Source organism: Kribbella orskensis (genome assembly GCF_004342085.1).
GTDB classification, from domain to species: Bacteria; Actinomycetota; Actinomycetes; order Propionibacteriales; family Kribbellaceae; genus Kribbella; species Kribbella orskensis.
In genome coordinates this window covers 1-13,763 of the sequence record NZ_SLWM01000052.1, presented here as the reverse complement: position 1 = coordinate 13,763, position 13,763 = coordinate 1, and the positions used below count along the sequence as shown (strand labels likewise).

Annotated in this window: 13 protein-coding genes and 1 rRNA gene; 13 read left to right on the top strand and 1 reads right to left on the bottom strand. The window is 69.1% G+C overall.

The window, feature by feature from the left end:
- Window positions 1-193: 193 nt before the first annotated feature.
- The 10 genes from argC to EV644_RS43845 all read left to right on the top strand — a co-directional run bounded on the left by argC (window position 194) and on the right by EV644_RS43845 (window position 9,579).
- Window positions 194-1,225, top strand: a complete 1,032-nt coding sequence (gene argC, locus EV644_RS43890; RefSeq protein WP_132197610.1) for an N-acetyl-gamma-glutamyl-phosphate reductase — start codon at window positions 194-196, stop codon at window positions 1,223-1,225.
- Window positions 1,222-2,427 (top strand): bifunctional glutamate N-acetyltransferase/amino-acid acetyltransferase ArgJ, encoded by a 1,206-nt coding sequence (gene argJ, locus EV644_RS43885; RefSeq protein ID WP_132197612.1) that lies wholly within the window; start codon window positions 1,222-1,224, stop codon window positions 2,425-2,427. Before argC ends, argJ begins: the two co-directional genes overlap by 4 nt.
- Window positions 2,424-3,326, top strand: coding sequence for an acetylglutamate kinase (gene argB, locus EV644_RS43880; protein ID WP_132197614.1), 903 nt, complete (start codon window positions 2,424-2,426; stop codon window positions 3,324-3,326). The genes argJ and argB overlap by 4 nt, the downstream gene beginning before the upstream one ends.
- Window positions 3,323-4,525 (top strand): acetylornithine transaminase, encoded by a 1,203-nt coding sequence (locus EV644_RS43875; protein WP_132197616.1) that lies wholly within the window; start codon window positions 3,323-3,325, stop codon window positions 4,523-4,525. The genes argB and EV644_RS43875 overlap by 4 nt, the downstream gene beginning before the upstream one ends.
- Entirely contained in the window at window positions 4,522-5,454 is a 933-nt protein-coding gene (gene argF / locus EV644_RS43870) for an ornithine carbamoyltransferase (protein ID WP_132197618.1), read from the top strand. The genes EV644_RS43875 and argF overlap by 4 nt, the downstream gene beginning before the upstream one ends.
- Window positions 5,451-5,963, top strand: coding sequence for an arginine repressor (locus tag EV644_RS43865; protein ID WP_132197620.1), 513 nt, complete (start codon window positions 5,451-5,453; stop codon window positions 5,961-5,963). Before argF ends, EV644_RS43865 begins: the two co-directional genes overlap by 4 nt.
- A gap of 74 nt (window positions 5,964-6,037) precedes the next feature.
- Window positions 6,038-6,616: an RNA polymerase sigma factor gene (locus EV644_RS43860; RefSeq protein WP_132197622.1), complete on the top strand. Its 579-nt coding sequence runs from the start codon at window positions 6,038-6,040 to the stop codon at window positions 6,614-6,616.
- Window positions 6,613-7,332 (top strand): hypothetical protein, encoded by a 720-nt coding sequence (locus tag EV644_RS43855; protein ID WP_132197624.1) that lies wholly within the window; start codon window positions 6,613-6,615, stop codon window positions 7,330-7,332. Before EV644_RS43860 ends, EV644_RS43855 begins: the two co-directional genes overlap by 4 nt.
- Before the next feature lie 18 nt (window positions 7,333-7,350).
- The gene (gene argH / locus EV644_RS43850) at window positions 7,351-8,778 is read left to right on the top strand and encodes an argininosuccinate lyase (RefSeq protein ID WP_132197626.1); all 1,428 of its coding nucleotides are present in this window, start codon (window positions 7,351-7,353) and stop codon (window positions 8,776-8,778) included.
- A 30-nt stretch (window positions 8,779-8,808) separates the two neighbouring features.
- Window positions 8,809-9,579 carry a DNA-3-methyladenine glycosylase gene (locus EV644_RS43845; protein WP_132197628.1) on the top strand — a complete coding sequence of 257 codons (771 nt, stop codon included), beginning with the start codon at window positions 8,809-8,811 and terminating at the stop codon, window positions 9,577-9,579.
- A gap of 37 nt (window positions 9,580-9,616) precedes the next feature.
- On the opposite strand, the gene EV644_RS43840 is transcribed toward EV644_RS43845, so the two are convergent.
- On the bottom strand, window positions 9,617-10,576 hold the full coding sequence (locus EV644_RS43840; RefSeq protein WP_241999452.1) for an LLM class flavin-dependent oxidoreductase: 960 nt from the start codon (window positions 10,574-10,576) through the stop codon (window positions 9,617-9,619).
- A 76-nt stretch (window positions 10,577-10,652) separates the two neighbouring features.
- On the opposite strand from EV644_RS43840, the gene EV644_RS43835 reads away from it, so the two are divergent.
- The 3 genes from EV644_RS43835 to EV644_RS43825 form a co-directional block, all read left to right on the top strand.
- A complete protein-coding gene (locus EV644_RS43835; RefSeq protein WP_132197630.1) occupies window positions 10,653-11,690 on the top strand; it encodes an App1 family protein phosphatidate phosphatase in 1,038 nt (345 codons plus the stop codon).
- Between the two features lie 76 nt (window positions 11,691-11,766).
- A complete protein-coding gene (tyrS, locus tag EV644_RS43830) occupies window positions 11,767-13,071 on the top strand; it encodes a tyrosine--tRNA ligase (RefSeq protein WP_132197632.1) in 1,305 nt (434 codons plus the stop codon).
- Window positions 13,072-13,671: 600 nt separating this feature from the next.
- Window positions 13,672-13,763, top strand: a 16S ribosomal RNA gene (locus tag EV644_RS43825); the annotation flags it as partial.

The following is a 13,763-nucleotide window of genomic DNA, read 5'->3' as shown; positions in this document are numbered from 1 at the left end:
AGGGTGCAGGCCCCGGCCCCAGGGCCCCAACACCCACAGCCCCACCAACACCCCTGACCTCCGCCAGCCAAAACCATTCCCCAACAGGCTCTGTAGGGCGCCAGCGGTCGAACACCCCGCTACCGGTCGAACAACCCGCCATTCCGGAGTGGGTCGGTTGGATATTCTTCCGATGGATGGCATACTCATTCATATGAGTCTGAAGGTCGCGATAGCCGGTGCGAGTGGATATGCCGGGGGTGAGCTGCTTCGCCTGCTGTCCGTGCACCCGGAGGTCGAGATCGGGGCGCTGACCGCCGGCAGCAGTGCCGGGACGACGCTGGGCCGGCATCACCCGCACCTACTGCCTCTCGCCGGGCGCACCCTGGTCGAGACGTCGGCGGAGACGCTCGCCGGTCACGATGTGGTGTTCCTGGCGCTTCCGCATGGGCAGTCCGCCGAAATCGCCGAGCAACTCGGCGAGGACGTCACCGTGATCGACTGCGGCGCGGACTTCCGGCTGATCGACGCCGAGGCGTGGGTGGAGTTCTACGGCGGCAAGCACGCCGGCCACTGGCCGTACGGTCTGCCCGAGTTGCCCGGTCAGCGGGAGAAGCTGCGCGGATCGAACCGCGTCGCAGTACCGGGGTGTTACCCCACCGTCTCCACGCTCGCGCTGCTCCCCGCAGTACAGGGCGGTCTCGTCGATCCCGGCCAACTGGTGGTGGTCGCGGTGAGCGGGACGTCCGGCGCGGGCAAGGGCCCGAAGGCCCACCTGATGGGCGCGGAGGTGATGGGCTCGGCGACCGCGTACGGCGTGGGCGGCGTGCACCGGCACACCCCGGAGATCGAGCAGAACCTGGCCGCGGTCACGGACGCGGCGGTCTCCGTCTCGTTCACCCCGGTGCTCGCGCCGATGCCGCGCGGGATTCTCGCCACCTGCAGCGCACCCGTCGCCGAAGGCACCACCGCGGAGTCCCTCCGGCAGGTCTATGAAGATGCCTACGGCAACGAGCCGTTCATCGCCCTGCTGCCCGAGGGACAGTGGCCTCAGACGCAGGCGACACTCGGCGCGAACACCGTCCAGCTGCAGGTGACGCTGGACCAGCGGACCGGCCGCGCCGTGATCGTGGCCGTGATGGACAACCTCACCAAGGGCACCGCCGGCGCCGCCGTGCAGTGCATGAACCTGGCCGCGGGCCTCGACGAGACCCTGGCCCTTCCCCTCGTAGGAGTAGCACCGTGACCCTCGCCGTCACCCCGCACGCCGCCCAGGTCGATCGGAGCGCCGGAGTCACCGCGCCGGCCGGCTTCCGTGCGGCCGGGGTGATCGCGGGGATCAAGCCGGCCGGCAAGCCGGACCTGACCGTGGTCGTCAACGACGGGCCGGACAACGGCGCAGCGGGCGTCTTCACCACCAACAAGGTGAAGGCCGCTCCCGTGCTCTGGTCCCAGCAGGTCCTCAGCGCGGGCAAGCTGAAGGCAGTGGTCCTCAACTCGGGTGGCGCCAACGCGTGCACCGGACCCGAGGGGTTCCAGGACACCCATGCGACCGCCGAAGAGCTCGCGGCGGTCCTGCAGGTCGGCGCGGCCGAGATCGGCGTCTGCTCCACCGGGTTGATCGGCGAGGCGCTCCCGATGGAGAAGCTGATCCCGGGGATCTCCCAGTGCGTCGACGCACTGGGATCGACTGCAGAGCACGGTCTCGCAGCGGCGACCGCGGTGATGACGACCGACAACGTGCCGAAACAGGCGGTACTGCGGCACCCGGACGGCTGGAGCATCGGCGGCTTCGCGAAGGGCGCCGGCATGTGCGCCCCGAACATGGCGACCATGCTGTCGGTGATCACCACCGACGCGGTGGTGGACCCGCCGCATCTGGACCATGTACTGCGGAACGCGGTCGGCAAGACCTTCAACCGGCTGGACGTGGACGGCGGTACCTCCACCAACGACACCGTGCTGCTGCTCAGCTCGGGCGCCTCCGGTGTCACGGTGGCAGCAGACGAGTTCGAGGCGGCCCTCACCGCCCTGGCTGCAGACCTGGTGAAGCAGTTGCAGGCGGATGCCGAGGGCGTCACCAAGCACGTCAGCATCACCGTGAACGGCGCGGCCACCGAAGCCGAGGCCGTCGCCGCCGCGAAGGTCGTTGCTGAGGACAACCTCTGCAAGACCGCCTTCTTCGCCTCCGACCCGAACTGGGGCCGGATCGCGATGGCCGTCGGCAACGCCCCGACCGCGTTCGACCCGGCGCTGCTCGACATCACCTTGAACGGCGCCCCCATCTGCGTTGCCGGTGGCAAGGGTGTGGATCGCTCCGAGGCCGATCTGAGCGGCCCCGAGATCGACGTGGTGATCGACCTGCACGCCGGCGACGCGTCGGCGACGGTGCTCACCACGGATCTCTCGCACGCGTACGTCGAAGAGAACTCGGCGTACTCCTCGTGACCACGACGAGTCCGACCACAGCGGCCAGCCAGGCGTCCGCGGTCGAGAAGGCCGCCGTGCTCACCGAGGCGCTGCCCTGGCTGAAGGAGTTCCACGGCAAGACGATCGTGGTCAAGTACGGCGGCAACGCGATGGTCGACGACGAGCTCAAGCAGGCGTTCGCCTCCGACATCGTGTTCCTCCGGCACTGCGGGGTCCGGGTGGTCGTCGTCCACGGCGGCGGCCCGCAGATCAGCGCCATGCTCGCCCGGCTCGGCATCGACAGCGAGTTCCGCGGTGGGTTGCGGGTGACCACGCCCGAGGCGATGGACGTCGTCGGCATGGTCCTGGTCGGCAAGGTCGGCCGGGAACTGGTCGGCCTGCTGAATGCGCACGGCCCGTTCGCCGTCGGCATGTCCGGCGAGGACGCGGGGCTGTTCACCGCGGAGCGGCGGGGCGCGATGATCAACGGCGAGTCCGTCGACATCGGCCTGGTCGGCGACGTGGTCGACGTCCGCCCCGAGGCCGTGGTCGACCTGATCGATGCCGGCCGGATCCCGGTCGTCTCCACCATCGCCCCGGACGAGGACGGCCAGGCGCACAACGTGAACGCCGACACCGCCGCGTCCGCCCTGGCCGTGGCGCTCGGCGCGGAGAAGCTCGTCGTACTGACGGACGTCGCCGGGCTCTACCGCAACTGGCCGGAGAGCGAGGAGATCGTCACCCAGATCGACGCCGCCGAACTGGCCGAGCTGCTGCCCTCGCTCGCGTCCGGGATGGTGCCGAAGATGGAGGCCTGCCTGCGCGCGGTCCAGTCCGGGGTGTCCCGGGCGACCGTGATCGACGGGCGGGTGCCGCACTCGCTGTTGCTCGAGATCTTCACCGACGCCGGAAGTGGAACCCAGGTGATCCCGTCATGACCGAACTGCTCACCGTCGACGGCACTGGGTCCGCGCTCACCGAGCGCTACACCAATGCCCTGATGAACACCTTCGGCGCCCCGAAGCGCGTCCTGGTCCGCGGCGAGGGCGCGTACCTGTGGGACGCCGACGGCCGCAAGTACCTCGACCTGCTCGGCGGGCTCGCGGTGAACTCGCTCGGCCACGCGCACCCGTTCGTGGTGTCCGCGGTGACGAGCCAGCTCGCCACCCTCGGCCACGTGTCGAACTTCTTCGCCTCCGCGCCGCAGATCGCGCTGGCCGAGAAGCTGCTGTCGCTGTTCGACACCGAGGGCAAGGTTTTCTTCACCAACTCCGGCACCGAGGCGAACGAGGCCGCCTTCAAGATCACCCGCAAGACCGGCCGGACCAAGATCGTCTCCACCGTCGGCGCCTTCCACGGCCGGACGATGGGCGCGCTCGCGATCACCTGGAAGCCGGCGTACCGGGAGCAGTTCGCACCGCTGCCCGGCGACGTCACCTTCGTCCCGTACGGCGACGCGGCCGCGCTCGCCGCCGCGGTGGACGACGAGACGGCTGCGGTGGTACTCGAGCCGATCCAGGGGGAGAACGGCGTCATCGTCCCGCCGGACGGCTACCTGCAGGCAGCGCGGCAGATCACCGCCGAGCACGGCGCGCTGCTGTGGATCGACGAGATCCAGACGGGTGTCGGCCGGACCGGTGACTGGTTCGCCTTCCAGGCCGAGGGGATCACCCCCGACCTCGTCACCGTGGCGAAGGGCCTCGGCGCGGGCATCCCGATCGGCGCCTGCCTCGGGTTCGGCGCCGCCGCGGAGCTGCTCCAGCCCGGCAACCACGGCACGACCTTCGGCGGCAACCCGGTCGCGGCGATCGCCGGTCTCGCAGTACTGACGGTGATCGAGCGGGACGGCCTGCTCGACAATGTGAATGCCGTTGGCAACCACCTGGTATCGGCGATCGAGGCGCTCGACCATCCGTTGATCGCCGGTGTCCGCGGTCGCGGCCTGCTGCTCGCCATCCAGCTGACCCAGCCGGTGTCGGACCGGATCGCCGCGCTGGCGCTGGAAGCCGGTTTCGTGGTGAACAACCCGATTCCGGACGCGGTTCGGCTGGCGCCGCCGTACATTCTGAGCAAGGCTGACGCTGACAGTTTCGTCGCGGCTTTGCCCAGCATGCTCGACCAGGTGGAGGGCGTATGACCAGGCACTTCCTGCGGGACGACGATCTCAGCCCGGTCGAGCAGGACGAGGTCCTGACGCTCGCGCAGCAGATGGTGACCGACCGGTTCGGGCACCAGCCGCTGGCCGGGCCGCAGACCGTCGCGGTGATCTTCGACAAGACCTCCACCCGGACCCGGATCTCGTTCGCGGTCGGCATCGCGGATCTCGGCGGCGTACCGCTGATCATCGACGCGCAGACCTCGCAGCTGGGCCGGGGTGAGCCGATCGCGGACACCGCGCGGGTGCTCGACCGCCAGGTCGGCGCGATCGTCTGGCGGACCTCCGGCCAGACCCGGATCGAGGAGATGGCCGGTGCCTCGCGGGTGCCGGTGATCAACGCGCTGACCGACGAGTTCCACCCCTGCCAGATCCTCGCGGACCTGCTCACCGTCCGGCAGCACAAGGGTGGCACCGCCGGCCTGAAGCTCGCCTACCTCGGCGACGGCGCGAACAACATGGCGCACTCGTATCTACTCGGCGGTGCGACCGCCGGGATGCATGTGGTCGTCGGCTCACCCGAGACCTACCAGCCCGATGCCGCCATCCTCGCGAAGGCGGCCGAGATCGCCGCCACCACGGGCGGATCGGTGGCCTGGACGGCGGACGCGCTCGAGGCGGCCGCCGGCGCGGATGTCGTTGCCACCGACACCTGGGTGTCGATGGGCCAGGAGTTCGAGGCGGAGTTGCGGGAGGCACCTTTCGTTCCGTATGCGGTGACCGAGCAACTGATGTCCAAGGCGAAGGACGACGCGATCGTGCTGCACTGCCTGCCCGCGTACCGGGGCAAGGAGATCGAGGCCGCCGTGATCGACGGCCCACAGTCAGCGGTCTGGGACGAGGCGGAGAACCGGCTGCACGCGCAGAAGGCGCTGCTCTCCTGGCTCCTGGCGAGGAACTTCAGCTCATGACTATCGTCGTACCGACCACTAAGACCGCGCGTCAGCAGCGGATCGTCGACCTGCTCGGTCGTCAGCCGGTCCGCTCCCAGACGGAGCTCGCGGACCTCCTAGCGGCTGCCGGGCTCGTCGTCGGTCAGGCGACCCTGTCCCGCGATCTGGTGGAGATCGGCGCGGTCAAGGTGCGCGACTCCGCCGGCCTCCTCGTGTACGCAGTACCGGGCGAAGGCGGCGACCGTACTCCGCGCGCCGGCGAGGCGGCCGCCTTCGAGGCCAGGCTCGGCCGGGTGGCGTCCGAGCTCCTGGTCTCTGCCGAGGGCAGCGCCAACCTGGTCATCCTCCGAACCCCGCCGGGTGCGGCCCAGTACTTCGCGTCGGCGATCGACCACGTAGGACTGGACGACGTACTCGGCACCATCGCCGGCGACGACACCGTGATGGTCGTGTCTCGCGACCCGGCCGGGGGCGAGGCCCTCGCAGCCAGGTTCCTCAGCCTGGCTGCCCGCAGCGAGGCCAAGTAGCCGCGAACGCTCCAGCCCCTTCGTGCCAAGTACCTGGCGAGCGGTTCGTGGCGGACGGCTCAGGAGGGGACGAGATGACAGCGGACGAGGAGCCGGTCGCGGGACTGGCTCCGGCTGCCTTCGAGGGCCTGGTCGACCTGCACAGCGCCGACCTGCACGCCTACCTCAGCCGTAGGACGAGTGGGGGCGTGGCGGACGACCTGCTGGCGGATGTGTGGCTGGCAGCATTCGGCAGCCGGGACACCTTCGACCCGGAGCTCGGTAGTGCTCGGGGCTGGCTGTTCGGAATCGCCAGGCACATCCTGCAGAACTACTACCGGCGCCACAAGCTGCGGGCCGTGCTGGGGCGGGCTTTCCGGGCCGACCGTCCGACGGACGAGGGTGCGGCGGTCGATGCCCGGTTGGATGCCGCCGCGTTGGTCCCGGCTCTACGAGAAGCACTACGTTCTCTCCCCGCAGTGGAACGCGAACTCCTGCTCCTGGTCGCCTGGGAGCACCTGACCCCGTCGGAAGCCGGGCAGGTCCTCGGTATCCCCGCCGGGACGGCTCGCTCCCGGCTACACCGTGCCCGCCGACGAATGGACGAACGACTGGGTGAATCGGCGCAAGTAGTGGACGAGACCACCGACCACAAACTGGGAGCCGACTCATGACCGACGACGACCTGAAGACCATCCCCGGCTGGGACACCCTCACCGCAGCCGGCGAAGTACACCCAGCTTCCCCGGAAACGCTCGCCCGCGCGCAGCACGCCGTACAAAGGGCCACGGCCGGCCGGCGACGGCGTCCAATGCTTCCAGTTCTGTCAACTGCCGCGGTGGTCGTTGTCGTCGCGGTGATCGGCACGTTTGTGGTCAAACCGTTCGGAGACGAACCACCGGTCGCCGGCGATCCACCGGTCGCGGGCGACCAACCCACGCCGGCCGTCAGTCGGCCGACTGCGTCGGCGCCCAGGTACCTCGACGACGGGGCAGCGTCGTCCTGCGCCTACCGCTATTCACCGCAGCAGCTCAAGAAACAGCCGTTCGCCTTCGACGGAACGGTGGTGTCGATCGCCAGGCCCGGAACGGCCTACCCGAACTACTTACGGCAGAGCTACTCCGTGGTGACCTTCAAGGTGAGGGAGTGGTTCAAGCCTGCCGGTGGAACCCCGACCCAGGTGCTCCTGCAGGGCAGCATCCCGCCCAGCCCAGACAACGACTACGTTGACGGCTTTCCCTACACGGTGGGTAGCCGGCTGCTGATCACCGGCGCCGTGCTCGACAACATTTCGAGTTCGCTGGTGAACGAGATCGCCTGGAACTGCCGGTTCAGCCGCTTCTACGACGAGGCGTCGGCCCGTGAGTGGCGGGAGGCCTTCGGCAAGTGAATGACCAATTGAGAGGATATGGGTGTGAGTACAGGTAGCGGTGAGAGTGCGGCGTTGTGGGGTGGGCGGTTCGCGGGTGGGCCCGCGGATGCGCTGGCGGCCCTGAGCAAGTCGACCCAGTTCGACTGGCGACTGGCTCCCTACGACATCGCCGGGTCGAAGGCGCACGCGAAGGTGCTGCACCGCGCCGGACTGCTGACCGACGAGGATCTCACCAAGATGCTCGCCGGGCTCGACGAGCTACTGGCCGATGTCCTCTCAGGTGCGTTCCTCCCGGCGGAGGACGACGAGGACGTGCACACCGCGCTGGAACGTGGCCTGCTGGAGCGGCTCGGTGCCGAGCTCGGTGGCCGCCTGCGTGCCGGCCGGTCCCGGAACGATCAGGTCGCCACGCTGTTCAAGAGCTACCTTCGCGACCACGGCCGGATCATCAGCCGGCTCGTGCTGGACCAGGTGACCACCATCGCCGAGCAGGCCGAGAAGCACCTCGGCGTCGCGATGCCGGGCCGGACCCACCTCCAGCACGCGCAGCCGGTGCTCCTGTCGCACCACCTGATGGCACACGCCTGGCCGTTGATCCGCGATCTCGACCGGCTCGCCGAGTGGGACAGCCGGGTCGCCGCCGATTCGCCGTACGGGTCGGGGGCGCTGGCGGGCAGCTCGCTCGGGCTCGACCCGCAGTTCGTCGCGACCGAGCTGGGCTTCACCGACTCCTCGCCGAACTCGATCGACGGCACCGCGGCGCGCGACTTCGTGGCGGAGTTCGCCTTCATCACCGCGCAGGTCGGCGTCGACCTGTCCCGGCAGGCCGAGGAGGTGATCATCTGGGCGACCAAGGAGTTCGGGTTCGTCCAGCTGGACGACGCGTACTCGACCGGCTCGAGCATCATGCCGCAGAAGAAGAACCCGGACATCGCCGAGCTCGCCCGTGGTAAGGCCGGCCGGCTGATCGGCAACCTGACCGGGTTGCTCGCGACGCTGAAGGCGCAGCCGCTCGCGTACAACCGGGACCTGCAGGAGGACAAGGAGCCGGTCTTCGACTCCGTGGACACCCTCGAGGTGCTGCTGCCCGCGTTCAGCGGGATGATCCGCACGCTGCGCTTCAACACCGAGCGGCTGGAGGAGCTGGCGCCGCAGGGGTTCTCGCTGGCGACCGACATCGCCGAGTGGCTGGTCCGGCAGAAGGTGCCGTTCCGGGTCGCGCACGAGCTCGCCGGAGCCTGTGTCCAGGAGTGCGAGAAGCGCGGCATCGAGCTGTGGGACCTGTCGGACGAGGACCTGGCCGCGATCTCGCCGTCGCTGACGCCCGAGGTGCGCTCGGTCCTCAGCGTCGAGGGATCCGTTGCCTCCCGCAACGGCCGGGGCGGCACCGCCGGCCCTCGCGTCGCCGAGCAACTGGCCGAGCTGCGTGGCCGCGCCGCCGCCCACGCCCGGCGCCTCGCCTAGGGTCCTAGGCCCGCCAACTAGAGTCGCTGCATGCCTGTACCTCGCGCGCTGCTGGCCGACCCGGTCCTCGAAGTCGCGCCGAGGCTGCTCGGTATGGTCCTGCGCAGCACCACCGACGAAGGGACCGTCGCCGTACGCCTCACCGAGGTCGAGGCGTACGACGGCCCGAACGATCCGGGGTCGCACGCCTACCGCGGGGAGACGGCGCGCAACGCGGTGATGTTCGGGCCGCCGGGATTCCTCTACGTGTACTTCACCTACGGCATGCACTTCTGCATGAACGTCAGCGCCGGCCCGGACGGCCAACCGTCAGCGGTCCTCTTCCGGGCCGGCGAGATCGTCGAAGGCCACGACCTCGCCCGCAAGCGCCGAGGCCAACCGGACACTGCACAAGCGAAGTTCAACCAGTCGGCGTCCGGGCCCGCCACCCTCGGCAGGACGGGGAAGACGAGCGAGGTGTTGCCGGGGAAGAGGGGCATCACCGGACCGGGAACGCCGGGCGGGGTGGTGCCGGGCAAGCCGCCCGGCCGACAGGCCAAGGCGGATCCGGACCGGGATCTGGCGCGCGGACCGGCACGGTTATGTGTTGCGCTCGGCATCGACCGGGAGGCGAACGGCGCGGACCTCCTGGACCCGGGGTCGCCGATGCAGCTCCTCGAAGGCCCGGGCTTCGAGGGCGAGCCGTCCACCGGTCCGCGGGTCGGTCTCCGCGAGGCCGCCGACCGACCCTGGCGCTTCTGGATCCCCGGCGATCCCACGGTCTCCCCTTACCGCCCGCACGTTCCCAAACGCCGCTCCTGATCGGCCGGTTGGCCAGTGTTCACCGGTTGGCTGGTGTTCACCGGTTGGCCAGCGCGACGACGTGCTCCAACATCGGCAGGCCGTGCTCCACCTCGGGGTCCGGGAACAGACCGATGTGGTGCACCCCGGCGGCTTCCAGCGCCTCGATGTGCGCCGCCGCGTCGTCGAGCGTGCCGATCGGGCCGAGCTCGGTCCACCAGTCCTGCGGCATCGTGACGAGCCCCGGCACGCCGGACTCAGAGTACCGCTTCAGGAGGTCGTCATAGAACGGCAGCGCGGGCAGTGCCGGGTTCTTCTGTTCGATCAGCCCGGCCAGCCACGGCGCGGTCCACTCGTACGCCGTCTTGCGGTCGCTGCGCACGCAGAACGCGCTGAACGCCGCGACGACGAATCCCTCCGGCGCACCGGCCGCCTCGACCGCCGCCCGCACGTACGACGGGCTGGCCGGCTCCGCGAGCACGACCCCTCCGCCGACCCGGCCGGCCAGGGCCAGCGACTTCGGTCCACGCACGCCGAGCACGATCGGCGGTGGGTCTGCCGGCGGCTGGTCGAGCTTCACGTCCTGCAGGTAGACCACCTTGCCGTCCATGCTCACCGTCTCGCCCGCGAGCAGGCGGGTGACCGCGACGGTCACCTCCTCGAGCGTGGTCAGCGGCGACTTCGGCCGCACGCCCATCTGGTCCATCCACACCTGTACGCCGTGCCCGATGCCCGGCAGGAACCGCCCGGGTCCGAGCGCGCACAGCGTGGCGAACTCCATCGCCGTGACAGCGGCGGTCCGGGCGACCGCCGGCACGATGCCGAGGCCGACGGTCAGTCGCTCCGTCACCGACAGCGCCGCGGCGACGAGCGACGGCCCGGCCGTGTAGAAGCAGTCCTCGATCACCCAGAGTTCGTCGGCGCCTCCTTGCTCGAGGCGCCTTGCGACATCCGTGACGAGCGCGGCGGGAAACGTTCGGGGGAAGCACATCCCCAGGGCGGCAGTGGTCGGAGTCATATCGAGACAGTAAAGGTCGCCGGGGACAGTCCGGCGGGTGCGCGTACGAGCCCCCGGGACGGGTAGGTTTCGTGGCATGGCCCGTCCGCACTACTCCTCCCGACTGGAGGACTGGTTCAACGCCGGTGTGCAGGCGATCCTGCGCAGGCGTGGCTGGCGGGAGCGGATCATCCCGCACGTCGGTTACGGCACCCAGGACTTCACCCGGGTGATGGCCCGCGTCGTGCTCAGCCGCGACCCGCGCAACCAGCCCCGGTACGACGAGGACCAGGTGGTGCGCGGCTGGCGGGTCTTCGTCACGGCGCCGGCGACCGGAGTACAGGTGGCCGTCACGGTCGCAGGGGAGAGCTTCGAGGGGACCACGGACCGCGGCGGGTTCATCGACCTGAGCGTGCCGGTGGTGCTGCCGCCCGGCTGGCACGAGATCAGCCTCGGCGTGCACGGCGAGCGGCAGGCCCGCGGCAAGGTGTTCGTGCCCGACCCGGACGCCACCTTCGGCCTGGTCAGCGACATCGACGACACGGTGATGCTGACGATGCTGCCGCGTCCGATGATCGCCGCCTGGAACACCTTCGTCCGCGACGAGCAGGCCCGCCGGGTCGTCCCCGGCATGGCCGAGATGTACGCCGAGCTGCTCACCGACCACCCGGGCGCGCCGATCTTCTACCTGTCGACGGGAGCCTGGAACACGGCGCCTACGCTGACCCGGTTTCTCGCGCGGCACGGTTTCCCGGCCGGCCCGATGCTGCTGACCGACTGGGGACCGACGAACACCGGCTGGTTCCGCAGCGGCCGCGAGCACAAGCGCACCGCGCTGCGCCGGCTGGCCACGGAGTTCCCCAAGGTGCGGTGGGTGCTGGTGGGCGACGACGGCCAGCACGACCCACAGCTGTACGGCGACTTCGCCCAGACGCATCCCGAGCACGTCCGGGCCATCGGCATCCGCCAGCTGACCCCGGCCGAGCAGGTGCTGTCCCACGGTCTCCCGGTGCCGAACCCGGACCCCGGAGCCCACGATCCCCATCGCCCGACGGCTGCCACCGTGCACGGGCCCGACGGACACGCCCTGGTCGCGCAACTGCGCGCAGTACTGTCACGGCCCGAGGCGACCTGACCCCTCCCGACCCACGGGGGCTGGAACGGGTACAGGACACTTGTCGGTGATCCGACGTGACTCGAGGAGAACGCCAGTGACCGACAGCGGGACCGCAAGCCGCACCCAGGTGCTCGACGACCTGGAGAGCCGTGGCCTGATCGCGCACTCCACCGATCCCGACGCGCTGCGAGCCGCGATGGCGGCCGACCCGATCACCTCGTACGTCGGGTTCGACCCGACCGCGCCGAGTCTGCACATGGGCAACCTGCTGCAACTCCTCACCCTGCGGCGGCTGCAACTGGCCGGCCACAACCCGATCGGGCTGGTCGGCGGCGCCACCGGGCTGATCGGCGACCCCAAGGAATCGTCCGAGCGGGTGCTGAACCCCAAGGACGTCGTCCAGCAGTGGGTGGAGAAGGTCCGCAGCCAGGTGGAGCGCTTCGTCGACTTCGACCCGTCCCTGCCGAACCCGGCGCGGATGGTGAACAACTACGACTGGACCAAGGACCTCAACACGCTCGACTTCCTCCGCGACATCGGCAAGCACTTCCCGGTGAACCGGATGCTCGGCCGCGAGGTCGTGAAGGCCCGGCTTGAGCAGGGGATCAGTTACACGGAGTTCAGCTACGTGCTGCTGCAGTCACTGGACTACCTGGAGCTGTACCGGCGCTACGGGTGCACCCTGCAGACCGGTGGCAGCGACCAATGGGGGAACCTCACCGCCGGGGTCGAACTGATCCGGCGTACCGAGTCGGCGAAGGCCCACGCGCTGGCGACCCCGCTGGTGACGAAGGCGGACGGGACCAAGTTCGGCAAGACCGAGTCGGGCACGGTGTGGCTGGACCGGGAGCTGACCTCGCCGTACGCGTTCTACCAGTTCTGGTTCAACACGGACGACCGCGATGTGATGCAGCTGGTGCGGTTCTACACGTTCCGGACAGCTGAGGAGATCGCCGCGCTCGAGCAGGCGACCGAGGAGCGTCCGCACGCCCGGGAGGCTCAGCGGGTGCTGGCGGAGGACGTCACGACGCTGGTGCACGGCGAGGACGAGACCCGCCGGGTGCAGGAGGCGTCGAAGGCACTCTTCGGACAGGGTGAACTGGCATCCCTCAACGGGGACACCTTGGTAGCCGCGTTGCGCGAGGCGCCTCACGTGGAGCTCGCCGCCGGCGAACCGATGCCGACGTACGGCGACCTGCTCGTCAAGGCGGGCCTGGTGGCCAGCAAGTCGGCCGCGCGCAGGACCGTCGCGGAGGGCGGGGGATACCTGAACAACGTGAAGGTGAGCGACGCCGAGTACGTGCCGGGAACCGACGACCTGCTGCCCGGCGGAGCACTGGTACTGCGGCGCGGGAAGCGTTCATTCGCAGGGGTTCTGGCCTCGTCGGCCTCGAGCTGACAACCCGTCGCCGGGCGTCGTCGAGGTGCGGGATCACCCCCTGCATCTCGATGCCGGCGGCAAACTACAGCCGTGTGATCAGGTGCACCTGAAACCGATTTGACCGGCTACCGGCCCGCCACGTACTGTTCTTCTTGTTGGAGCGAGTGCGGGACGCGCAAGCGGCCGGACGCTCCGAACCCCCCAAAGCTAACCCAGGTCGAAACGTGCCCATCGGGCTCGGGTCGACAGTTGAGGCGCGGGGTGAAGATCGGAACATCTTGGGTCTTGACCCGATGGATCTGATCCGGTAGAGTAGCGCAGGTTGCCCCGGAGTCCAGGCCGAGAGGCTGGGGATGCGGTGTGCGTCCGATTCTTGAGAACTCAACAGCGTGCCGAAAGTCAATGCCGAAATACAGCTTTAACCCCGTTCACGGCATTGGATGATCTTGTTCGCCCTGGTCCCTTCCGGGATTTTGGGTGTTGGGTTGTCTTTTGTTTGTGGCGGATTCCTTTGAATAACTATGATTCAAGTCAGTTTGATTGTTTCTGAGATATCCAGAGGATCTACTCGATGTGTTGACTCTCCACACTCCTTGAGTGTGGTTTGTTATATAAATTTCAACGGAGAGTTTGATCCTGGCTCAGGACGAACGCTGGCGGCGTGCTTAACACATGCAAGTCGAGCGGTAAGGCCCTTCGGGGTACACGAG